Source organism: Chromobacterium sp. Rain0013 (genome assembly GCF_015291765.1).
GTDB classification, from domain to species: domain Bacteria; phylum Pseudomonadota; class Gammaproteobacteria; order Burkholderiales; family Chromobacteriaceae; genus Chromobacterium; species Chromobacterium haemolyticum.
Window position 1 is genome coordinate 2,147,990 of sequence record NZ_CP031514.1, and the last position, 21,705, is coordinate 2,169,694.

The 21,705-nt window shown below is 62.6% G+C and carries 17 protein-coding genes and 1 tRNA gene; 14 read left to right on the forward strand and 4 right to left on the reverse strand.

The features are described from left to right. Positions 1-8: 8 nt before the first annotated feature. Complete coding sequence (locus DXT74_RS10080; RefSeq protein WP_194427867.1) at positions 9-1,325, reverse strand: replication-associated recombination protein A; 1,317 nt, start codon at positions 1,323-1,325, stop codon at positions 9-11. Between the two features lie 166 nt (positions 1,326-1,491). On the opposite strand from DXT74_RS10080, the gene DXT74_RS10085 reads away from it, so the two are divergent. The 4 genes from DXT74_RS10085 to DXT74_RS10100 all read left to right on the forward strand — a co-directional run bounded on the left by DXT74_RS10085 (position 1,492) and on the right by DXT74_RS10100 (position 5,719). Then, positions 1,492-2,022: a GNAT family N-acetyltransferase gene (locus tag DXT74_RS10085; RefSeq protein WP_161524150.1), complete on the forward strand. Its 531-nt coding sequence runs from the start codon at positions 1,492-1,494 to the stop codon at positions 2,020-2,022. A 237-nt stretch (positions 2,023-2,259) separates the two neighbouring features. Beyond that, positions 2,260-2,892 (forward strand): transcriptional regulator, encoded by a 633-nt coding sequence (locus tag DXT74_RS10090; protein ID WP_043633106.1) that lies wholly within the window; start codon positions 2,260-2,262, stop codon positions 2,890-2,892. 126 nt (positions 2,893-3,018) lie between these two features. Beyond that, on the forward strand, positions 3,019-4,335 hold the full coding sequence (locus DXT74_RS10095) for an amino acid permease (protein WP_081556688.1): 1,317 nt from the start codon (positions 3,019-3,021) through the stop codon (positions 4,333-4,335). A gap of 67 nt (positions 4,336-4,402) precedes the next feature. Continuing rightward, positions 4,403-5,719, forward strand: a complete 1,317-nt coding sequence (locus tag DXT74_RS10100; protein ID WP_194427868.1) for a serine dehydratase subunit alpha family protein — start codon at positions 4,403-4,405, stop codon at positions 5,717-5,719. Positions 5,720-6,054: 335 nt separating this feature from the next. On the opposite strand, the gene DXT74_RS10105 is transcribed toward DXT74_RS10100, so the two are convergent. Next, positions 6,055-6,139: transfer RNA gene (locus tag DXT74_RS10105), tRNA-Leu, on the reverse strand. A gap of 167 nt (positions 6,140-6,306) precedes the next feature. On the opposite strand from DXT74_RS10105, the gene DXT74_RS10110 reads away from it, so the two are divergent. The 3 genes from DXT74_RS10110 to DXT74_RS10120 all read left to right on the forward strand — a co-directional run bounded on the left by DXT74_RS10110 (position 6,307) and on the right by DXT74_RS10120 (position 9,855). Further along, positions 6,307-6,996, forward strand: a complete 690-nt coding sequence (locus DXT74_RS10110) for a Bax inhibitor-1/YccA family protein (protein WP_043633127.1) — start codon at positions 6,307-6,309, stop codon at positions 6,994-6,996. A 595-nt stretch (positions 6,997-7,591) separates the two neighbouring features. Beyond that, the gene (locus DXT74_RS10115; RefSeq protein ID WP_194427869.1) at positions 7,592-9,382 is read left to right on the forward strand and encodes a S8 family serine peptidase; all 1,791 of its coding nucleotides are present in this window, start codon (positions 7,592-7,594) and stop codon (positions 9,380-9,382) included. A 2-nt stretch (positions 9,383-9,384) separates the two neighbouring features. Continuing rightward, a complete protein-coding gene (locus tag DXT74_RS10120) occupies positions 9,385-9,855 on the forward strand; it encodes a hypothetical protein (RefSeq protein WP_019100266.1) in 471 nt (156 codons plus the stop codon). A 58-nt stretch (positions 9,856-9,913) separates the two neighbouring features. Here DXT74_RS10120 and DXT74_RS10125 read toward each other — a convergent pair whose 3' ends face one another. Both DXT74_RS10125 and pta read right to left on the reverse strand, forming a co-directional pair. Further along, the gene (locus tag DXT74_RS10125; RefSeq protein ID WP_194427870.1) at positions 9,914-11,398 is read right to left on the reverse strand and encodes a methyl-accepting chemotaxis protein; all 1,485 of its coding nucleotides are present in this window, start codon (positions 11,396-11,398) and stop codon (positions 9,914-9,916) included. Between the two features lie 343 nt (positions 11,399-11,741). Next, on the reverse strand, positions 11,742-13,835 hold the full coding sequence (gene pta, locus DXT74_RS10130) for a phosphate acetyltransferase (RefSeq protein WP_019100264.1): 2,094 nt from the start codon (positions 13,833-13,835) through the stop codon (positions 11,742-11,744). A gap of 671 nt (positions 13,836-14,506) precedes the next feature. Between pta and DXT74_RS10135 the strand changes: the two genes are divergently transcribed. The 7 genes from DXT74_RS10135 (at position 14,507) to DXT74_RS10165 (ending at position 21,551) form a co-directional block, all read left to right on the forward strand. After that, a complete protein-coding gene (locus DXT74_RS10135) occupies positions 14,507-15,616 on the forward strand; it encodes an aromatic ring-hydroxylating dioxygenase subunit alpha (protein WP_019100263.1) in 1,110 nt (369 codons plus the stop codon). Between the two features lie 213 nt (positions 15,617-15,829). Next, positions 15,830-16,357, forward strand: a complete 528-nt coding sequence (locus tag DXT74_RS10140) for a hypothetical protein (protein WP_043633142.1) — start codon at positions 15,830-15,832, stop codon at positions 16,355-16,357. A gap of 29 nt (positions 16,358-16,386) precedes the next feature. Next, the gene (locus DXT74_RS10145; protein WP_043633583.1) at positions 16,387-17,244 is read left to right on the forward strand and encodes a DMT family transporter; all 858 of its coding nucleotides are present in this window, start codon (positions 16,387-16,389) and stop codon (positions 17,242-17,244) included. 81 nt (positions 17,245-17,325) lie between these two features. Next, entirely contained in the window at positions 17,326-18,138 is an 813-nt protein-coding gene (locus DXT74_RS10150; RefSeq protein ID WP_194428081.1) for a DMT family transporter, read from the forward strand. A gap of 48 nt (positions 18,139-18,186) precedes the next feature. Next, positions 18,187-18,702: a ClbS/DfsB family four-helix bundle protein gene (locus tag DXT74_RS10155; RefSeq protein WP_194427871.1), complete on the forward strand. Its 516-nt coding sequence runs from the start codon at positions 18,187-18,189 to the stop codon at positions 18,700-18,702. A 64-nt stretch (positions 18,703-18,766) separates the two neighbouring features. Beyond that, positions 18,767-19,129: an STAS/SEC14 domain-containing protein gene (locus tag DXT74_RS10160; protein WP_019100258.1), complete on the forward strand. Its 363-nt coding sequence runs from the start codon at positions 18,767-18,769 to the stop codon at positions 19,127-19,129. Between the two features lie 109 nt (positions 19,130-19,238). Next, on the forward strand, positions 19,239-21,551 hold the full coding sequence (locus DXT74_RS10165; RefSeq protein WP_194427872.1) for a Tex family protein: 2,313 nt from the start codon (positions 19,239-19,241) through the stop codon (positions 21,549-21,551). Positions 21,552-21,705 lie beyond the last annotated feature (154 nt).

Below are 21,705 nucleotides of genomic sequence, written 5' to 3' on the forward strand. Positions count from 1 at the left end.
TCTTTCACTTATTCGGAGTCTTGCCGGGCGTCGTCGTCGAGCTGACGCAGGAAATCCAGCTTGTCCCGTATTTTGCTTTCCAGTCCGCGCGGAGTCGGCTGATACCAGCGCATGTCCTCTATTCCTTCCGGCAGATAGGTCTCGCCGGCGGCGTAGGCATGGGGTTCGTCGTGGGCGTAGCGGTATTCGTGGCCATAGCCCAACTCTTTCATCAGCCGAGTGGGCGCATTGCGCAAGTGTACCGGCACCGGCCGGGATTTGTCCTGTTTGATGAAGGCGCGGGCCTCATTATACGCCTTGTAGCCGGCGTTGCTCTTGGCGGCCACGGCCAAATACAGCGCGGCTTGAGCCAGCGCAAGTTCGCCTTCCGGGCTGCCCAGCCGTTCATAGGTGGCGGCGGCGTCGTTGGCGATCTGCATCGCGCGCGGGTCGGCCAGGCCGATATCCTCCCAGGCCATGCGCACCAGCCGGCGCGCCAGGTAGCGCGCGTCGGCGCCGCCGTCCAGCATCCGCGTCAGCCAGTACAGCGCCGCGTCCGGATTGGAGCCGCGCACCGATTTGTGCAGCGCGGAGATCTGGTCGTAGAAATCGTCTCCGCCCTTGTCGAAGCGACGCGCGTTGACGGTCAGCACCTCGGACAGAAAGTCGCGGTCTATCTGGCCGGTCTTGCGGGCGTAGGCGGCGGTGCGGGTCTGCTCCAGCAGGTTGAGGAAGCGGCGGGCATCGCCGTCGGCGTAGCCGGTCAGCGTATCGATGGCGGCATCGTCGAAGCTCAGCCCCTCCAGCGCGTCGTTGGCGGCGGCCCGTTCGAACAACTGGCGCAGTTCTTCTTCGTCCAGGCTGTTCAGCACATAGACCTGGGCGCGCGACAGCAGCGCGGAGTTGACCTCGAAGGAGGGGTTTTCCGTGGTGGCGCCGATGAAGGTGAGCAGGCCGGATTCGACAAAGGGCAGGAAGGCGTCCTGCTGGCTCTTGTTGAAGCGGTGCACTTCGTCGACGAACAGAATGGTGTGGCGGCCGGAGCGCTGCAGCGCGGCGTGCGCGCGCTCCACCGCCTCGCGGATGTCCTTGACGCCGGAGAACACTGCCGACAGCGGGATGAATTCGGCGTCGAAACTGGCGGCGAGAATGCGCGCCAGCGTGGTCTTGCCGACGCCGGGCGGGCCCCACAGAATCATCGAGTGCGGGGTGCGCGCCTCCACGGCCAGCCGCAGCGGTTTGCCAGGGCCGATCAAGTGCCGTTGGCCGATCACCTCGTCGAGGCGGCCGGGACGTAGCGCTTCGGCCAGCGGTTTTTTCGGTTCATGGGCAAACAGATCGTTCATGGCGGGGTTCTGCGGCGGGGGAAATCAAAGCAACAGTATATCAGCTGAGCCGCTGGGCGCGCCTGCCGCGCTGATTTGTTGCAGCGCAAAAAATATGGCGTTGACGGATGATTGCTGGCAAATTGTTTCCATTGTCATGATATTGCAAACAGCTTGGGAGCCAGAAATGCAAGCAGTGGATACCGGCCGCATGATTTTGCGGCCTTTCAAGGAGGATGATCTGGACGCCTTTTACCGGCTTGGTACCGTGGCCGAGGCCATCCGCTATGTCGGCAACACGCCTTTTGGCTCGCCCGAGCAAGCTTTGCAGGCAATGCGCGACGGCCCGCTAGCGGATTATGAGCGGCATGGTTTTGGCCGAGTGGCCTGCGTGTGGAAGGATAGCGGCGAAGTAATAGGCTTCAGTGGCCTGAAATACATGGCGGCGGTGGACGCGGTGGAATTGGGCTATCGCTTTCTGCCGGAGTACTGGGGTTTGGGCCTGGCCACCGAGTCCGGTCGCGCCTGTCTGCGCCTAGCGCGGGATGTTTACGCGCTGGACCGGCTGGTGGGCTTGGTGCATCCGGACAATGCCGGCTCCGCGCGCGTGTTGAGCAAGCTGGGCTTCGCGGTGGAGGGGCAGGTGCGTTTGGACTTCATTCCGGACACGCCGGTGGATTTGTTCGCCAGAGGGTTGTCGGCGGATGAGGCTTTGTAATGTGTAAAGAGGGAAGCGCCCTGACCTAGCTGTCCGGCGTTCAACTCCGCCAGGCCTGACGGCTGTTTTTCTATTGTGTAACCCGCTATTTTGGCGGGTTTTTTCATGGAGCGCCGCGTTGGCGACGGGCGGCGGCCTGAACGGGTTTGACGCGCGTCAAATGCGCTCGTGGTTGCGCATGACATGGATGAGTGGTGATGCATAGAATCTCAACGTGATAATTTTTTTGTCATCGCCATGAAACTGCAACTTGACGCGGAAGTGCTCGCCGATTTCGTGTCGGCCCTGTTGGGGCCGGACAGCGAAGTGGCTGTGCACGATCTATCCGATCCCAGCGCCTCGCTCAAAATCATCCGCAATGGGCATGTGTCCGGCCGCAGCGTCGGCGCTCCGGCCACCGACCTTGCCTTGAGCATGGCGCGGGAGTGCTCCGTCAAGGGGGGCGAGAACTATCGGCTGAACTACCGCAGCAAGACCCGAGGCGGAGTGTCGCTGCGTTCGTCCACCCTGGTGATCAAGGACGAGACCGGCCGCGTGCAGGCCATGCTCTGCGTCAACTCCGACGACAGCCGCTACAAGCGCGCGCTGGAGGCGGTGCAGGCTCTGCTGCCGGCAGAACTGTCTCACGACTCGCATCAGGAAACCTTGTCGCTAGGCATTGATGATGTTGGCGTGGGGATTATGCAGGGCGTGCTGGAGCAATACGCGATTGATCCGACGCGCTTGTCCGGCGATGAAAAACTGGAGGTGATCAGGGAGTTGAATCAGCGGGGCTTGTTCTCTATCCGCGGATTCGTCGGCAAGGCTTCGCAGGCGTTGGAAATCTCCGAACCCACTCTTTACCGCTATCTGAAGCAGTGTCGCGACTGAGGGCTTCCGATACGCGTCCGAGAATCCCTTCACGCGCTGTTGGCGCAGCGCGGCGGGGAAACCCAAGCATCCGGTTGGCGCCGGAGGGCTTGAGACAGCAGATGAACCACTAAAGGAACAACGAGTATGGACATCACCCAAGTGGGCGTCAAGCCCAGGGCAAGCGCTGCCGAGCGCGCGGGCATGAGCGAAGCGGAGTGGCGGGAGGCGGTGCGTTTCGACGCTACTGACCGAGGTTGGGTCGTGATGAGCATCGGCATGGCGATAGGCGCCGGCATTGTTTTTCTGCCGGTCCAGGTGGGGTTGATGGGGCTGTGGGTGTTCTTGCTCTCCTCCGTTATCGGTTATCCGGCGATGTATTTGTTCCAGCGTCTGTTCATCAACACCTTGGCGGAGTCGCCGGAGTGCAAGGATTACCCCAGCGTGATCAGCGGCTATCTGGGCAAGAACTGGGGCATTCTGCTGGGGGCGCTCTACTTCATCATGCTGGTGATCTGGGTTTTTGTGTATTCAACCGCCATCACTAACGACAGCGCCTCCTTTCTGCACAGCTTCGGCGTGACCGAGACGCTGCTGTCCGCCAATCCCTTCTATGGCTTGGGGCTGATCTGCCTGCTGGTGGCGCTGGCTTCCCGTGGCGAGCAACTGCTGTTCAAGATTTCCACCGGCATGGTGTTGACCAAGCTGGGCGTGGTGGCCGTGCTCGGCCTGGCCATGGTTTCGGAATGGCGAATGGTCAATGTGGGCGCTTTCCCCTCGCTGGGCAGCCTGATCAAGGACGCCATCGTCATGCTGCCGTTCACGCTGACCTCCATCCTGTTCATTCAAAGCCTGAGCCCGATGGTGATTTCCTACCGCGCGCGGGAAAAGTCGCGGAAAGTGGCGCAGTACAAGGCAATGCGGGCGATGAACATCGCCTTCGGCATCCTCTTCGTTACCGTCTTTTTCTACGCGGTGTCCTTTACCTTGGCGATGGGGCACGAACAGGCGGTCAAGGCCTCGCATGAAAACATTTCCGCTTTGGCCATGGTGGCCAGCAGCATGCCGGGCGATATGGTGAAGCTGTTCAGCCTGATCCTGAATATTTTTGCGGTGATGACCGCGTATTTTGGCGTCTATCTGGGCTTCCGCGAGGCCTGCCAGGGCCTGGCGATGAATCTGCTGCGCCGGGTAATGCCGGAGGAGCGCATCCGGCCCGAGTGGGTGGCCAAGGGCATCATGGTGTTCACCGTCTTGCTGTCCTGGGGCGCCATCGTGCTGAACGCGCCGGTGCTGAGCTTCACTTCGATCTGCAGCCCGGTTTTTGGCTTGGTGGGCTGTTTGATCCCGGCCTATCTGGTTTACCAAGTGCCCTTCCTGCACAAATACAAGGGCGCCGCGCTCAAGATCATCATCGCCACCGGCCTGTTGCTCTGCGTGTCGCCGTTCCTGGCTTTCTCCTGATTTTCGCCGCCGGCCCGCCTTGTGGGGCGGCGGCAAGGCATTTACTTGATTTGAAAGCGTAATCACTATGTGTACACCAACTCTCAACACCGATCTGTGGCCGAAGTTCGTCAAGGCGGCGCGCGCGGAAGTGGCGCCGGCGCTGGGTTGCACCGAGCCGATTTCATTGGCCCTGGCCTGTGCCATCGCCGCCAAGACGCTGGGCCGCGCGCCAGAGCGCATCGAAGCGCGGGTTTCGCCCAATTTGATGAAGAACGGTATGGGCGTGACGGTGCCGGGCACTGGCGCGGTGGGCCTGCAGATCGCCGCCGCGGTGGGCGCGCTAGGAGGCGACCCGGACGGCAAGCTGGAGGTGCTCAAGGGTTTGAGCGGCGAAGTGGTGGATGCCGCCAAACGCATGCTCGCGGAGCAGCGCGTGACGCTGAGCATCGCGGACGTGCCGAATATCCTGTATTCGGAAGCCCGAGTGTTCGCCGGCGACGAGACGGCACGGGTCTGCATCGCCGACTCTCACACTAATGTGGTGCTGATCGAGCGCAATGGCGCGGCGGTGTTCCGCGCCGAACTCGAGAGCTCCGGCCAGGCCGGCGCCGCATACGACTTTTCCGACGCGACGGCGCAGGATGTTTACGACTTCGCCACCCAGGCTCCGCTGGAGATGATGGATTTCATCCACGAGGCGGCCACACTGAACGAGGCGCTGTCGCGAGCGGGCATGGGGGGGCAGTTTGGCCTGCACATTGGCGCAACCCTGCACAAGCAGGTGAGCGCCGGTTTGCTGTCGGACAATCTGTTGACCCGCATCCTCACCCGCACCACCGCGGCGTCCGACGCCCGCATGGGCGGCGCCACCCTGCCGGCGATGAGCAACTCCGGCTCCGGAAATCAGGGCATTGCCGCTACCATGCCGGTGGTGGTGGTGGCCGAGCATGTCGGCGCCGATCGCGAGGGGCTGACGCGGGCGCTGATGCTGTCGCACTTGATGGCCATTTATATTCACGCCCGGCTGCCCAAGCTGTCCGCGCTGTGCGCGGTCACCACCGCGTCCATGGGCGCGGCGGCGGGGATGGCCCAGTTGCTGGGCGGCGGCTACGCGGTGGCGGGCATGGCCATTTCCAGCATGATAGGCGACTTGGCCGGCATGATTTGCGACGGCGCGTCCAATAGCTGCGCGATGAAGGTGTCCACTTCGGCGGGGTCTGCTTACAAGGCGGTACTGATGGCGCTGGACGGCGTGTGCGTGGCGGGCAGCGACGGCATTGTGGAATGCGAGCTGGACGCCTCCATCGCCAACCTGGGCAAGCTGGCCAGCCAGGGCATGGTGCAGACTGATGCGCAGATTCTGAAAATCATGATGGACAAGCAAACCGCCGCCAGCGCTTGATTCCATCGCGCTAAATCCAACGCCCTCGACGCGTCTGCGTCGAGGGCGTTTTTCATGGCGTGCGCTTGTGATCCGGGAGCGTGCTTGCGAGCTAAGGCTCAAGCGGCTGGGAAAGCAGAGTGTACAGACGAAGCATGAGCATGCTGAGCTTGTTTTAACGACGCATCGCCGAAGCGCAGCAGGTTTTCAACAGACCCTGAGGAAAAGTGTGGAGCGTGGGCGGGACAAAGATAATGCAAGGTAAACGGAAAACAGCGTGTTGAGCCGAGACGCTTTGCTATGGCGGGATGACGCTTGGCCCAAGCGTATTGGAGAGGTATGGCTGCAATCAGGGTTGGTGCGAAAGGAGAGACTCGAACTCTCACGCCTTGCGGCGCTGGAACCTAAATCCAGTGCGTCTACCAATTCCGCCACTTTCGCTTTGATGCCGCTTGCAAATTAGAACAACCGTCCTCATTTGCAAGGGAGTGCAAGAATACCCGAAGCGTTTGCGCGACGCAAGCCGGGCCGCCGGGAAACTTATTGCCACAGCGGCTGTCACTGTCGGTACAATTTGATAAAAATCCCTTTGGAGAAAGGCTTACATTATGCACCCGAACCTTGAGACGGCCTATCAGACGACCGGTATGGCCGAGGTACGCCATAAGGTTCTTCGCAATACTTATGGTTTGCTGGGCTTGTCGATGATTCCCACGGTGATGGGAGCCATCGTCGGCACCAATATGAATTTCGGCTTCCTGGCCGGCAGCCCCATCATCGGCATGCTGGCGATCCTTGCCGTGTTCTACGGCTTGGTGTTCGCCATCGAGAAAAACCGCTACAGCTCGGCTGGCGTGTTTCTGATGCTGGGTTTCACTTTCCTGATGGGCTTGCTGTTGGGGCCCTTGCTGCAACTGGCGTTCAAGTTTTCCAACGGCGGCCAGCTGATTATGACCGCGGGCGCGGCCACCGCGCTGGTGTTTTTCGTGATGGCGGGCATCGCCACCACCACCAAGCGCGATCTGAGCGGCCTGGGCAACTTCCTCACCGTGGGCGCCATCGTGCTGATGGTGGCGGTGGTGGCCAACATCTTCCTGGGCATGCCGGCTTTCCATCTGATGATTTCCGCGGCTTTCGCGCTGTTCAGCTCGCTGATGATTCTGTGGCAGGTCAAGGTGGTGGTGGACGGCGGCGAGGACAGCTACATTTCCGCGGCGTTGTCGATCTACATCAGCATTTACAACCTGTTCACCAGCTTGTTGCAACTGTTGCTGGCTTTTGCCGGAGAACGCGACTAAACCTCGCGTCGGCATCGTCTTCCAATCCAAAACGCCCCGTCCGGGGCGTTTTTTATTTGTTCCTTTTTCTTCTCTTTCTTAGTGCTTCTGTCTGACAAATCCTGACGTTCTTCTCTGGGCCTGGCTGTGTTTATGGGCGACTGGCCGCTGCGCCGTCGGCTGCGGTAATTGTTGGGTGTTTCATGCTAAGCGGTTGATTTTGACACTATTTTTCTTGGTTTGTTGCTTCTGTTTGTCATATTTGCGAATGGGAATTATTACATTTTGTATTATGAAGTTTTTATATACGATAAAAATAAATAGGACTTTGGCATTTTCGATTTTGATGGTTCACTGCTTGGGCGGACGCCGCTTGGGCCAGCCGGAGCGCGGTGATGGAGGCCGTCTCGGCGGCCCGGCGCGAGCGCCGACGCAGGTTTGCCGCATGGTGCCCGGATAAGAATGGCTTGGCCTTTCGAAACCGGATGCCGGCGCAGGACCGAGGATTTCGCCGCCGCTGGCAGGCGGGGCGAATGGCCGAGAGCGATGGGGTGGCAGCCCCGGACTCGCGGCAGTTGTTCTCTATCGACAGCAGTTTCGACACTTAGGAGATGCAATGCGTATCCATATCACGGTGGGCGCGGTTTCGCTGGCCCTGGCGTCCTTGGCCGGTCAGGCCGCAACGCCCTTGCAAGCGGGAGATCCGCTGGTGTCCCAGCAATGGTTCCTGCAAAACACAGGGCAGAACGCGTTCTCGCAACGCGGCGGCGTGGCTGGCATCGATCTGAACCTGGCGCTCAGCCATTCGCGCAGCATCCAGGGGCGCGGCGTGACGGTGACCGTCATCGACGACGGCCTGGAGATCCGCCACCCGGACTTGGCGGGCAATGTGGTGCCCGGTTCCAAGAACCTGGCGAACAATAGCGACGATCCGACTCCCAGTTTGGCCACCGACAGCCACGGCACCGCTGTGGCCGGCATTGCCGCCGCGGTGGGCTTCAACAATCTGGGCGGCCGCGGCGTGGCGCCGGCGGCCAGCCTGAACGGTTTCAACTGGTTGAAGGCGCAGACGACCGCCGGTTGGATGCTATCGCACGGCAAATCGCCGAGCGACGGCGCCGGCCAGTCGTCCACCAGTTCCCGCGTGTTCAACCAGAGCTACGGCAGCTCGGCGATCCGCTCGATTCCGGGCAATCCCGATACTGATATGTCGTTGCGGGTGCGAGACGAAGCGCACGAGGATGTCAGCCTGCGCAGCAACGGCGGCAAGGGCGCGGTGTTCGTCAAGTCGGCGGGCAACGCCTACGGCAGCTTCCAGTCCGGCTCGGACAATGACGGCAAACCCACCTATGTACTGGCCAAGGCCGGCAACGACGGTCTGCCGATCCAGGATTCCAACCTGACCACCGACAACAGCAACTACTGGAACGTGGTGGTGTCGGCGCTGAACGCCGACGGCGTGCGCTCGTCCTACTCCTCGGTGGGCGCCAACGTGCTGCTGACCTCCCCTGGCGGCGAGTACGGCACCGCCAGCCCGGCGATGGTGACCACCGATCTGGTGGGTTGCGACCGCGGCTCCAACTCCACGTTGCGTCCGTCCACCAATCAGTTGCACGGCGGCACCGCGCTGGACCCTAATTGCGATTACCGCGGCACCATGAACGGCACTTCCGCTGCGGCGCCGGCGGCTTCCGGCTCGTTCGCGTTGCTGATGTCGGCTTATCCCAGCCTGAGCGCGCGCGATGTGCGCGATCTGTTGATCAAGTCGGCGCGCAAAGTGGACGCCAATCATGCCGGCGTGACCCTGGCCTTCAAGGACGCCAAGGGCGGCGCGCACAGCTACCAGGCTTTGCCGGGGTGGCAGAACAACGCCGCCGGTCTCGCCTTCCATCCGTTCTACGGCTTTGGTCTGATCGATGTGGACAAGGCGGTGGAACTGGGCCGCAATCACAAGCCGTTGGCGGCGCTGGAGAAGACGCGCTGGCAGACGGTGTCGGTGATGAAGGAGATTCCGGATGCCAGCGAAGCTGGACTGGATAGCGTGTACACCCATGCCGAGGATTTGACGGTGGAAGCCGTGCAGCTGCTGGTGGATGCTAAGCATGGCCGCGCCAACGATCTGGCGGTGGAATTGATTTCGCCGGCAGGCACTCGCTCGGTGCTGCTGTCGCCGCGCACCGGCCTGGTGAACGAGAGCTACGGCCTGAACCAGCAACGCTTGTTGTCCAACCACTTTTACGGCGAATCGGCGCGCGGTCAATGGCGGCTGCGCGTGATCGACACCAACGGCGCCGAGTACTATTACGACTACCGTGACGCTAAGGGCCAGCGCACGCTAAGCCTGCCCAACGCCACCGGCACCCTGCGGTCTTGGTCCATCCGCTTCATCGGCCACAAAGGAGCATAACGATGAAACATTCCCTGATTCTGGCCGGCCTGCTGGCCTTGGCCGCCGGCGCTCAGGCCGCCGACGTTCCGTCCTTCAAGCAGAAGCCGGGCGGCCAGCCGCTGGTGATCAACGGCAAGACCTATTACAAACAAGCGGCTCCGGCCGGCAAGCTGCCGCAGGGCGTCAGCGCCCGCTCGGCGGCGAGCGAGGGCGGTGTGACGCTGAAGCGCGGCGACGTGCTGCGTTCCGAAGGCGAGTTGGCTCCGTCGAGGGTCAGCGGTGTGGTGATGGTGAAGCTGGCTTCGCCGCGAGACGAGGCCGCGGTGGCGCGCGACCATAGCCTGAGCGTTCGTTACCGCACTCAGAGTGTGGTGGTGTTCGACGCGCCGGCCCAGGTCGAGTTGCTGTCCTTGCAACAGCGCCTGTCCGCGGACAAGCGGGTGAAGCAAGTGCAGTTGGAGGTATTCAGCAATAGCGAGTTGCCGCAATAAGGGCGTTCGCGGGCGAGAGCCTGTTCAAAGGACGACGCCGGCCCAGGGCCGGCGTTTTTCATGCCGTGGCGTTTTGCGTCTGAAGGTGGCGGGTGTTTTGGCCCAGATCCACCAACAAGCGGTCCAGCCGGGCGATGGCGTCCGCGATGGCCTGGGTTTCGCCGGACAGGCTGCGGGTGGATTCGCCCACCGCGGTGATGTCGTTGGCGAACTGGGCGAAGCCGCGGTTTTGATTGGCTTCCGCCTGCGACATCTGGCTGAGCAAGCTGGCCAGCTCGCCGGTTTCGCCTATGATGCCGGACAGCTTGCGTTGGGCGTCCAGCGAGTTGTCGCGGCCCGCCTGCATCTGCTGATTGCCGTCCCGCATCGCGACGAGCGCCTGGTTGGTGCCGTCGACGATCAGCCGGATTTTCTGTTCTATGTCCAGAGTGGCGTTCTGGGTGCGCTCGGCTAGTTTGCGCACCTCGTCGGCCACCACCGCGAAGCCGCGGCCCAGCTCTCCGGCGCGCGCCGCCTCGATGGCGGCGTTGAGCGCCAGGAGGTTGGTCTGGTCGGCGATGTCGCGGATCAGTTGCACGATGCCGCTGACTTCGGCACTGCGCTCGCCCAGCTGTTCCAGCCGGCTGGAGGCCAGCGCGATCACTTCGCCGGCCTTGCTCAACTGCCTGACCGCCTGGTCCATTGCTTCGCCGCCGCCCAAGGCGGCTTGGCCGGCGGTGTGCGCCAGCTGAGTGGCCGTCACCGATTGCTCGGCGTTCTGGCTGGTGACCACCGCCATTTGTTGGGCGATCACCACCATGTCTTCGGAGCGTTCGCGCTGGCTGGCCATGGTTTCGGCCATATTGCCGGTGCTGCCGGCGATATCGCGGCTGGCGCTGGAAGCGGCCTGGATGGATTCGGTCAACTGAGCCATCAGCTGCCGCATCGCCTGTTGAGCTTGTTCCGCCTCGCGCCGCGCGCCTTCCAGTTTCTCAAAGCTTTTGACCTTGGCCTTGTCGAAGGCCAGCGCCAGGGCCAGCACCACCAGCGACAAGCCTGCCAGCGATTTGGCCTGCAGCTTGGGAATTTCGGCGTGGGGAATCGGGTTGGCGGGCAGCAGTCCCTGGGCGCTCATCCACAAGAACAGGCCGATGGCGGCCGCGGTCAGCCCCAGCCAGACCATGCCGGAGACACGGGTGGCGACGAAGACGGCGGTGAAGGGAATGGCGGCGAACCAAACGATGCTGGTGGACTGGATGCCGCCGTTGACGTAGACCATCCAGCACACCATCGCGTACATGCAGCTGGTGATGAATTCAGCGCTGAAGCGCACCGCGCCGCTCAGTTTGAGCACAAGCGGCCCCAGCAGCAGGCCCAGGCCGCCCAGCGCGATGCCGGCGGCCATCGCACGGTGGCCCAGTTGCAGGTATTCGATGGCGAACAGCGGCGCCACCAGGCCGGCCAGCAGGCCGACCCCGACGACGGTGCGGCCGCGGATAGCCTGTTCCGGAGATTGGCGTACGCGGTCCGGGATGAACCATTCGGTGATGGCTTGAATCGACATGGAGTGCCCCTCTGATGCGTTGTAGACGCGGCTGCGGACGCAGCTTGTTGTTGTGCGGCTTTTATGGCGCTCCAATGTAAAACAATTGTTTGAATTAACGCAATGGCATAGCCGGGCAGGGCCGAATAGGAGAGGGGAACTGTTGCGCGTAATGGCGAAACCGCCTGCCGGGAGGCAGGCGGTTGGATAGGGGGCTGGGCTTAGAACGTGTTTACGATCTCGCGAGCTAAGGCGAGACAAGGCGAAAATGGCTGAGAAAGCGGAATGTACGTGTGGTACATGAGCATTTCGAAGCCGTTTTCAACGCCGTATCGCCGACGTGCAGCAGATCGTAAACAGGTTCTTAGATGGACTCGCCTTGCTCCGCCTGCAGCGCGGTCAAGGCGATGGTGTAGACAATGTCGTCCACCAGCGCGCCGCGCGACAGATCGTTGACCGGCTTGCGCAGGCCTTGCAGCATCGGGCCCACCGACACCACATTGGCTGAGCGCTGAACGGCCTTGTAAGTGGTGTTGCCCGTGTTGAGGTCCGGGAATACGAACACGGTGGCGCGGCCGGCCACTTCGCTGTCCGGCGCCTTCTGGCGGCCTACCGATTCCACGCTGGCGGCGTCGTACTGCATCGGGCCGTCTATCATCAGATCCGGGCGCTTTTCCTTGGCGATGCGGGTGGCTTCCCTGACTTTCTCCACGTCCGATCCGCTGCCGGAGGAGCCGGTGGAGTAGGAGATCATCGCCACACGCGGCGGAATGCCGAAAGCGGCGGCGGAGTCCGCCGACTGTATGGCGATGTCGGCCAACTGTTCGGCGTCAGGATCGGGGTTCACCGCGCAGTCGCCGTAGACCAGCACCTGCTCCGGCATCAGCATGAAGAACACGCTGGACACGATGCTGGCGCCCGGCGCGGTCTTGATCAGCTGCAGGGCGGGGCGGATGGTGTTGGCGGTGGTGTGCACCGCGCCTGACACCAGGCCGTCCACTTCGTCCAGCGCCAGCATCATGGTGCCCATCACCACATTGTCTTCCAATTGCTGTTCGGCCATCGGCGCGTTCAGACCCTTGCTCTTGCGCAGCTCCACCATGGGCGGCACATAGCGGCTGCGCACCTCGTTGGGATCAATGATTTCCACCGACTCCGGCAGCGTCACGCCCTGGGCTTCCGCCACTTGCAGGATTTCGGCGCGCTGGCCGATCAGCACGCAGCGGGCGATGCCCTTCTCGTGGCAGATGGCGGCGGCCTGGATGGTGCGCGGCTCGTTGCCTTCCGGCAGCACGATGCGTTTATTGGCCTTGCGCGCCTTTTCCATCAGCTGGTAACGGAAGGCAGGCGGCGGCAGGCGCAGTTCCTGAGGCGTGCCGATGTATTGTTTCAGCGGCGCCACGTTCAGGTGCTCGGCGACGAATTCGATCACGCGCTCCATGCGCTCGCGGTCGTCGGACGGCACTTGCAAGCTCATATTGTTGAGCGCGCTGCTGGTGTCGAAGGTGTTGGATTCGCTGGCCATCACCGGCATGCCGCCGGTAAAGGCCTGCTGGCACAGCAGCATGATACGCGGGTCCGGCATCGAATCGCAGGTCAGCAACAGCCCGGCCAGCGGCACCCCGTTCATCGCCGCCATCGCGGTGGCCAGCACGATGTCCTCGCGGTCGCCGGGAGTGATGATCAGCGCGCCGGGCTTGAGCAGGTGCACGATATTAGGAACGGTGCGAGCGGTCACCACCATGGTGCGCACGCGGCGGCTGGTCAGTTGGCCGGCGTGCAACAGCCGCGCCTTCAGATGATTGGCCACGTCCAGGGTGCGCGGCGCCAGCAGTTCCGGCTCGTGCGGGATGGCGCCCAGCATCGGCAGCCGCGCCTTTTTCATCAAGCTGCCGCTTTCCAGCACCTCGGTGGCGATGTCCTGAGCGTTCTGGTCCTTGGGCACCCGGTTGAGGATGTAGCCGGCGATCTGGCCGCCCTGGCCGCCGCCAAAGGCCTGAATGCTCATTTCCAGCTGCTCGGCGATCTCGTGGCTGGCCAGGTTGTCGGCCGCGCTGACCAGGATGGTCTGCGCTTGCAGATTGCGCGCGATCTTGGTGTTTAGAAAGGTGGAGAACACCTGTTTCTGGTCCGGTACCAGGCCCTCCACCAGCACCACGTCCACCTGATTGGCCGCCTGTTGATACAGGCTGACCACTTCTTCCATCAATTGATCCACCTGGCCTTTGGACAGCAGGCGTTCCACCCGCTCCATCGGAATCGGCTCCGGCGGATTGAGCCGGCAGATGGCGCGGGCGAAGTGGGTGGAGCGTTCCGGCTCCTTGGGGTCCGCGCCCTGGGCGATGGGTTTGACGAAGCCGACGCGCAGGCCGGCTTGCTCCAGGCTGTGGATGGCGCCCAGCGCCACCGAGGTCAGGCCGGCGTTGAAGCCGATGGGAGCGAGGAAAAAGGTTTGCATGTTTTCAGAGGCTTTCCTGTGACGCGCGGGGGGAATGGGCGCGAACGACGGTCCGGCACCGACCGAGCGGTGTCGCAGGCTGCAGGCGCGTGGCGCGATGAGTCGTAAAATTTGGCATTTAGGCAAAAATCAGCGGTTTTGTCGCCATGGATCCCAAGCTTGCGGTCGCGGCGGCGAGGGTGGGTTCTCGCTGTGGCGGGCACGGCTTTTCAATCGGTATAGCATTGCCGGAAGCTGGCGTCAGCGCTGCCACGCCACCAGCGAAAGCATGGCTGCGCCTGTATTTACGCGGCAGGCATTGTAACTGGCGGCATATCGGCTACAGTCCAGAAGGGGCCGTGGCTCAAAGCCGGACGGAGGCGATGACGGCGATTATAACATCATGAATTAAGCGACTCTAATATTGCATTGCAGCGTGAATGCTAAATCTTTGATTCCTATCAAAAATATTATTCTAAGTATGATTTGGGTACGGCAAGCTGATGTTTTTACGCCAAAAACCCGGTTCCGGTAGAGAGGAAAGGCTTGCCCCGGTGGGGGGGCGGGGGCATAATCCGCCCCTCTGTTGCAAGGTTCGGCCTTGTTTTTGTTGATTGTTTTTGATAGTCCCGCAAACTCGTTTTAAGCGAGATTCGGCTGGTCTTATATCTTCTACCGGAGGTGTGGGAATAATGTCTGATCTGGCTTCCGCGCAGTTGCTTCAAGCATCTGCTGCCCAGCTACCCGTCTATACCTATTTTGATCCTGCCTATTACGCTCAGGAACAGCGGCTGCTGTTTGGAGACGCGCCCATCTACTATGGCCATGAGCTGATGACGCCCAACGCCGGCGATTATCAGACTCTGGAATGGATGGGGCACGGCAAGATGCTCAAGAATGTGGATGGCCGGATCAAGCTGATCTCCAATGTATGCCGTCACCGCCAGGCCATCATTTATAAGGGCCGCGGCAACGGCAATCATATCGTCTGCAATTTGCATGGCTGGACTTACGACGCCGAAGGCTCTTTGCTGGGCGCGCCGCATTTCCCGGAGACGCCGTGCTTGAACCTGAGCCAGACCGAACTGACGCGTTGGAACGGCTTGCTGTTCGACGCGCGCCGCAATGTGGCGCGCGACCTGGAAAACCTGGGCGTGGCCAAGCACATGAGCTTTGACGGTTACGCCTACCATTCCAGCCATCTGACGGAGTACGCCTTCAACTGGAAGACCTTCATCGAAGTGTATTCCGAGGACTACCACGTCGATCCCTTCCACCCCGGCCTCGGCAATTTCGTTGATTGCGACGATCTGAAGTGGGAGTGGGGCGCGCAATACCATGTACAAACCGTGGGCGTGAAGAACCAGCTGGCCACCTCGGGCTCCCGCGTCTACGGCAAGTGGCACGAGGAAGTCCGCCGCCGCTACGCCGATCAGCAGCCGGAGTTCGGCGCCATTTGGCTGACGTACTACCCCAACATCATGGTGGAGTGGTATCCGCATGTGCTGGTGGTCAGCGTGGTGATGCCGCGCGGGCCGGAGCAGTGCACGGTGTTGACCGAGTTCTACTACCCGGAGGACGTGGTGTGGTTCGAGCCGGAGTTTATCGAGGCGGAGCAGGCGGCCTATTTTGAAACCGCCAAGGAAGACGACGAGATCTGCTACCGGATGCATGAAGGCCGCCGGGCCTTGTGGATGCGCGGCGAGAGCGAGGTGGGGCCTTATCAATCGCCCACCGAAGAAGGCATGCTGCACTTCCACGAGTTCTACCGACGCAAGATGGGCGAGGCGCTGACTGGTTAAGCGACGGCTTGCGGTGTCATAATGCAAAGGCGCGGACTTGTCCGCGCCTTTTTTACGAGCCTGTTCAAAGTTTGCCGCGCGTTGGAAGGCGTCACGCGGGAGGACCGCTGCAGAATGCTCATGTACCGTCAGCACATGCCGCTGCTTCCGCCGTTTTCGTCTTGTCTCGCTCGCCGGATTGTGAGCAGGCTCTTATCTGGTTTGCCCGATTCCATGCTCAAAACGCTTTTCCGCTGTTTGCCCTTGTCGCTGGCCTTGCTGGCTCCGTTGGCCCAGGCCGCTGTCTACACCGATGCCGTGAGCCGCGTGCGTTTCAATGTGCCGCCGGGCTGGAAGGTTCGTCCCAGCGTGGTGGACGGTCAACGCGTGCTGCGGGTGGTGCCGCCCAAAGCCGATCAGCGCGAGCGCGCCGCCATCGATGTGCAGGTGTTCTCGCGCAAGCCGGGGCGCGGCGACACCCTGGCCCGGCTGGCGCAAAAATACCGCCGGGAGGACGATAATCGCGAAGCCGCCAATTTCGCCCGCGTCAACAGCCGCAGCGGCCGGCTGGTGACCGAATACCGCGACGGCCGCTTCGTTTCCAATCGGCTGTGGATTGTCCGCCACAACCTGCATGTGTTTCAGTTGGGGGACAAAAAGCGCATGGCCGAGGCGCGCTGCGCCGCCAACGCTTCTGAATTCAAAACCTATCGTCGGCAGATGGAGGCCATCTGCCTGTCGCTTGAATTGTTGAAGCGATGACGCCGGCGTTGAGCGACGGCGCACGGGCCATGGGACGGCGCTTGCGCCAAGGCCGGCTGGGTTCCGGCTGGATGGTGGTGGCGGCGCTGTGTTTCGCGCTGATGAGCATGTTCGTCAAGCTGGGCGCCGACGCCTTCGCTTCCACCGAGCTGCTGTTCTGGCGCACCGCCATCGGCGCGCTGGCTTTGGGCGCTGCGATGGCCTGGAAGCGCCAGTCGCCGTGGACGCCGCATTGGCGCGGGCACGTCAAGCGCAGCTTCGTGGGCTACGCGTCCATGGTGGCGCTGTTCTATGCGCTGACCCGGCTGCCCTTGTCCACGGCGGTCACGTTGAACTACACCTCCTCGCTGTTCTTCGCCTTGCTGTGTGTGATCAAGTTGAAAGACCGGCTGACGCCGCGCACCGGCCTGGCCCTGTTGCTGGGCTTCGTCGGCATCGTTATCCTGCTGCGCCCCACTTTCAGTTCGGAGCAGTGGCTGGCCGGCTTGATTGGTCTGATGTCCGGCGTCAGCGCCGGCTTCGCGGTGTTTCAGGTGCGCGAGTTGGGGCAGATGGGGGAGCCATCCTGGAAGGTGGTGTTCTGGTTTTTCGCCATTTCCAGCGTGTTTGGCGGCATCTGGCTGGCTTTGGGGCCGGGTTTCAGCGCGGTGACGGCGGACAATGTTTTGCCGCTGCTTGGCGTTGGAGTGTGCGGCATGTTGGGACAATTGGCGATGACCCGCGCTTACAAGGACGGACGCAAATACCTGGTGGCTAGCTTCGGCTATCTGACGGTGCTGTTTTCGGCGCTGCTGGGCGTGGTGTTGTGGGGCGATCCGCTGAGCGCCTGGTCGCTGGCGGCGATGGCGTTGATAGTGGGCTCCGGCCTGATGGCGGCCTTGCGTTGAAGCAGAGCTTGGGGGTTCAACAAGAATGAATAAGGATAATGTGGTTTGACTAGTGGAAAGTGGCGCCTGGGTTCGGGCTGGATGGTGGTGGCGGCGGTGTTTTTCGGCCTGATGGGGGTGTTCGTCAAGCTGGGCGCCGAATATTTCTCCTCCACCGAGCTGGTGTTCTGGCGCACTCTTGTGGGCGCAGTCACGCTGGGCGCGGCGGCCTTGTGGCGGCGCGAGCGTTTCTCCACCCCCTTGCTGCGCTATCACGTGCAGCGCGGCCTGATCGGCTACGCTTCCTTATTGCTGTATTTCTACGCCATCGCTCATTTGCCCTTGTCCACGGCGGTGACGCTCAACTACACCTCGCCGATGTTCCTGGCGCTGCTGTCGGTGGTGCTGTTGCGCGAGCGCCTGCCCAAGCAGGCGCTGGCCGGCCTGGCGCTGGGCTTTGTCGGCGTGGTGCTGTTGCTGCGGCCCACCTTGTCCAGCGAGGCCTGGGTGGCCGGTTTGCTTGGCGTCGGCTCCGGCCTGCTGGCCGGCTGGTCCTATCTGCATGTGCGGGAGCTGGGCCGCCAGGGCGAGCCGGAATGGAAGGTCGTGTTCTATTTCGCGCTGATTTCCACGCTGGGCGGCCTGCTGTTGATGCTGTTTGAAACCTGGCATCCGGTGACGCTGGAGAACGCGTGGCTGCTGCTGGGCTTGGGCGCCACCGCCACCATCGCCCAATTGGCGATGACCCGCGCCTACAAGGTGGGGCGCAAGCTCTTGGCCGCCAATCTGTCTTACCTGACCGTGGTGTTTTCCACCTTGCTGGGCGTCGGCTTGTGGGGCGACCCGCTCAGCGCCGCCGGCCTGGCGGCGATGGGTTTGATCATCGTCAGCGGCATGTTGGCCAGCCGGCGTTAAGCTGCCGCCATGGTCCGGCGTTTGACCGGACGCGGCGAGGGAACGGCGATGACGGTGCCTGCGGGCAAGGCCGCCTTGTTGGAGGCGATGAGGGACGAATACCGGCGCTTGAGCGCGGTGCTGGCGCGGGTGCCGCCGGAGCGCGCTTTCGCTCAGGAAATGGATGGGCACGCCAAGGGCAGCCGCATGAGCGCCGCGGACCTGATGGCCTATCTGCTGGGCTGGCAGGCGCTGGTGCTGAAGTGGCATCGATTGGAGCGGGACGGCTTGCCTATGGACTTTCCCGACACCGGCTACCGTTGGAATCAGTTGGGCTTGTTGGCGCGGAAGTTCTACCGCGATTACGGGGATGTCGACGACTGGGCGCGGCTGTGCGCGATGCTGGACGATAGCCAGCGTCAGGTAGAGGCGTTGGTGGAGAGCTATTCCGACGAGGCGCTTTACGGCGGCCCCTGGTACGACAAATGGACGCGCGGGCGGATGATTCAGTTCAATACCGCCTCGCCCTGCCGTAATGCCCGCGGGCGGCTAGCCGCCTGGCTCAAGACGCTGCCGGCCGGCTGAAAAAGCTTGCCGCGCCAGTGCGGCCAAGCCTTAAAATGAAAGCGACACCGCAAAGGAGAAGGACATGATCTCGATACGCGAACAACACTACGGCCTGGACGTGGCGCTGTACAACGAATTCACGCTGGCGGACTTCAAGCTGCTGGAGGAGGCCCTGCTCAAGCGCCAGTCCGAGCGTGCCAAGCCCGATCTGCTGCTGGACCTGACCGAGCTGAAGGACTTCACGCTGGACATGGCGCTGGAAGAGGTCAAATTCATGCGCGCCCATGAAAATCACGTCGGCCGCGTGGCGCTGGTGGTCAGCGATGTCTGGATCAAGCTGGCCGCCCACATCGCCGGGCTGCTGTCCAATACCCGCACTCAGTATTTCGATACCGCGGAAGAGGCCCAGGCCTGGCTGGAAAGCCCGGTGGCGGCGGGCACCTGACTTGTCCGGCGGCGCTGATTTCGGGACGTCCGACGCGGCGTCCCGGTTGATTTTGTCGGCGATGGCGGTACAGTAGCGGTTTTTGTTCAACTCGAAAGAATAAAAACCGATGTTGAAAAGCATTTCCAGCCGCCTGGCGGCCGAACTTTCCGTCCGCGAGGCGCAAGTCGCCGCCACCATCGACCTGATAGACGGCGGCGCCACCGTTCCCTTCATCGCCCGCTACCGTAAGGAAGCCACCGGCGGCCTGGACGACACCCAGCTGCGCACGCTGGCCGAGCGCTTGGTCTATCTGCGCGAGCTGGACGAGCGCCGCGTCAGCATCCTCGGCAGCATCTCCGAGCAAGGCAAACTGAGCCCCGAACTGGAAGCCGCGCTCTACGCCGCGGACAACAAGACCGCGCTGGAAGACCTTTACCTCCCCTACAAACCCAAGCGCCGCACCAAGGCGCAGATCGCGCGCGAAGCCGGGCTGGAGCCCTTGGCCGACGGCCTGTTGACCGATCCTAGCCAGGACCCCAACGTCGCCGCGGCCGCCTATGTCAACGCCGAAGCCGGCGTGGCCGACGCCAAGGCGGCGCTGGACGGCGCGCGCGCCATCCTGATCGAGCGCTTCGCCGAAGACGCTGAGCTCTTGGGCCAACTGCGCGAAAAGCTGTGGAACGAGGGCGAGCTGGTTGGCCAGGTCGTGGCTGGCAAGGAGAACGAGGGCGCCAAGTTTTCCGATTATTTCGAACACCGCGAAGCCATCCGCGCCACGCCCTCGCACCGCGCGCTGGCGTTATTGCGCGGACGCAACGAGGGCGTGCTGAGTCTGACGCTGAAATACCAGCCGGACGAAACCCCGATCACCGAACGCTCCGCCTACGAGCAACTGATCGCCGCGCGCTTCGGCGTGAGCGACGCCGGCCGTCCGGCCGACAAATGGCTGCTGGACACCGTGCGTTTGTGCTGGCGCGCCAAGATTTTCCTGTCGCTGGAGCTGGAACTGGTGTCGCGGCTCAAGGACGCCGCCGACGCCGAGGCGATCAAGGTGTTCGCGGACAATCTGCATGATCTCTTGCTGGCGGCCCCGGCCGGCCAGCGCGCCACCTTGGGCCTGGACCCGGGCCTGCGCACCGGCTGCAAGGTGGCGGTGGTGGACGGCACCGGCAAGCTGCTGGACACCGCCACCATCTATCCGCACGAGCCGCGCCGCGATTGGGACCGTTCGCTGGCGGTGCTGGGCGCCTTGTGCGCGCGTCATCGCGTGGATCTGATCGCCATCGGCAACGGCACCGCCAGCCGGGAAACCGACAAGCTGGCGCAGGAGCTGATCCGCGCCTATCCGCAATTGGGCATGACCAAGATCGTGGTGTCCGAAGCCGGCGCTTCGGTATATTCGGCGTCGGAACTGGCGGCGCGGGAATTTCCGGACCTGGACGTATCCCTGCGCGGCGCGGTGTCCATTGCCCGCCGTTTGCAGGACCCACTGGCCGAACTGGTGAAAATCGATCCCAAGTCCATCGGCGTCGGCCAGTACCAGCATGACGTCAACCAGAGTCAATTGGCGCGCGCCTTGGACGCTGTGGTGGAGGATTGCGTCAACGCCGTCGGCGTCGACGTCAACACTGCCTCTGTGCCGCTGCTGACCCGCATCTCCGGCCTCAACGCCACATTGGCGGCCAATATCGTGTCCTACCGTGATCAGAACGGCGCCTTCCGCAGCCGCAAGCAATTGCTGAAAGTGCCGCGGCTGGGCGACAAAACCTTCGAACAGGCGGCCGGCTTCCTGCGCATCCGTGATGGCGATAACCCGCTGGACGGCTCCGCCGTGCATCCGGAAGCCTATCCGGTGGTGGAGCAGATTGTGCTCAAAACCGGCCGCGAGATGAAATCGCTGCTGGGCGATTCCGGCTTCCTCAAAACCGTGAAGGCGGTGGACTACACCGACGAACGCTTCGGCCTGCCCACGGTGATGGACATCCTGCGCGAGCTGGACAAGCCGGGCCGCGACCCGCGTCCGGAGTTCAAGACCGCCACCTTCCAGGACGGCGTCGAGGACATCAAGGACCTGCAGCCGGGCATGGTGTTGGAGGGTGTGGTCACCAATGTCGCCAACTTCGGCGCCTTCGTCGATATCGGCGTGCATCAGGATGGACTGGTTCACATCTCGGCCTTGTCCAACAAGTTCGTCGACGACCCGCGCAAGGTGGTCAAGGCCGGCGATGTGGTCAAGGTCAAGGTGATGGAGGTGGACGCGGCGCGCAAGCGCATCGCGCTGACCATGCGCTTGGACGACACGCCGGGCGCCGGCAATAGCCGCGGCCCGCGCAACGACGGCCCGCGCGCGCAGGACCGGCGCGGCGGCGATCGCCAGCGCGGCCAGCAACCGGCCGGCGATACCGCGATGGCGGCGGCGTTCGCCAAGCTCAAGCGCTGAGGCGGCTTTAAGAGCCTATTCAAAGTCTCGCGAGCTAGAGCGAGACAAGGCGAAAACAGCTGAGAAAGCGGAATGTACAAGCGGTACATGAGCATTTCGAAGCGGTACTCACCGTGCCAAGTTTCACGAAGCGCAGCAGACTTTGAACAAGTTC

Bases quoted from the DNA above. Each gene is read 5' to 3' on its own strand.
- DXT74_RS10080 (WP_194427867.1), bottom strand. From the start codon at position 1,325: ATGAACGATCTGTTTGCCCATGAACCGAAAAAACCGCTGGCCGAAGCG.
- DXT74_RS10085 (WP_161524150.1), top strand. From the start codon at position 1,492: ATGCAAGCAGTGGATACCGGCCGCATGATTTTGCGGCCTTTCAAGGAG.
- DXT74_RS10090 (WP_043633106.1), top strand. From the start codon at position 2,260: ATGAAACTGCAACTTGACGCGGAAGTGCTCGCCGATTTCGTGTCGGCC.
- DXT74_RS10095 (WP_081556688.1), top strand. From the start codon at position 3,019: ATGGACATCACCCAAGTGGGCGTCAAGCCCAGGGCAAGCGCTGCCGAG.
- DXT74_RS10100 (WP_194427868.1), top strand. From the start codon at position 4,403: ATGTGTACACCAACTCTCAACACCGATCTGTGGCCGAAGTTCGTCAAG.
- DXT74_RS10110 (WP_043633127.1), top strand. From the start codon at position 6,307: ATGCACCCGAACCTTGAGACGGCCTATCAGACGACCGGTATGGCCGAG.
- DXT74_RS10115 (WP_194427869.1), top strand. From the start codon at position 7,592: ATGCGTATCCATATCACGGTGGGCGCGGTTTCGCTGGCCCTGGCGTCC.
- DXT74_RS10120 (WP_019100266.1), top strand. From the start codon at position 9,385: ATGAAACATTCCCTGATTCTGGCCGGCCTGCTGGCCTTGGCCGCCGGC.
- DXT74_RS10125 (WP_194427870.1), bottom strand. From the start codon at position 11,398: ATGTCGATTCAAGCCATCACCGAATGGTTCATCCCGGACCGCGTACGC.
- pta (WP_019100264.1), bottom strand. From the start codon at position 13,835: ATGCAAACCTTTTTCCTCGCTCCCATCGGCTTCAACGCCGGCCTGACC.
- DXT74_RS10135 (WP_019100263.1), top strand. From the start codon at position 14,507: ATGTCTGATCTGGCTTCCGCGCAGTTGCTTCAAGCATCTGCTGCCCAG.
- DXT74_RS10140 (WP_043633142.1), top strand. From the start codon at position 15,830: ATGCTCAAAACGCTTTTCCGCTGTTTGCCCTTGTCGCTGGCCTTGCTG.
- DXT74_RS10145 (WP_043633583.1), top strand. From the start codon at position 16,387: ATGGGACGGCGCTTGCGCCAAGGCCGGCTGGGTTCCGGCTGGATGGTG.
- DXT74_RS10150 (WP_194428081.1), top strand. From the start codon at position 17,326: ATGGTGGTGGCGGCGGTGTTTTTCGGCCTGATGGGGGTGTTCGTCAAG.
- DXT74_RS10155 (WP_194427871.1), top strand. From the start codon at position 18,187: ATGACGGTGCCTGCGGGCAAGGCCGCCTTGTTGGAGGCGATGAGGGAC.
- DXT74_RS10160 (WP_019100258.1), top strand. From the start codon at position 18,767: ATGATCTCGATACGCGAACAACACTACGGCCTGGACGTGGCGCTGTAC.
- DXT74_RS10165 (WP_194427872.1), top strand. From the start codon at position 19,239: ATGTTGAAAAGCATTTCCAGCCGCCTGGCGGCCGAACTTTCCGTCCGC.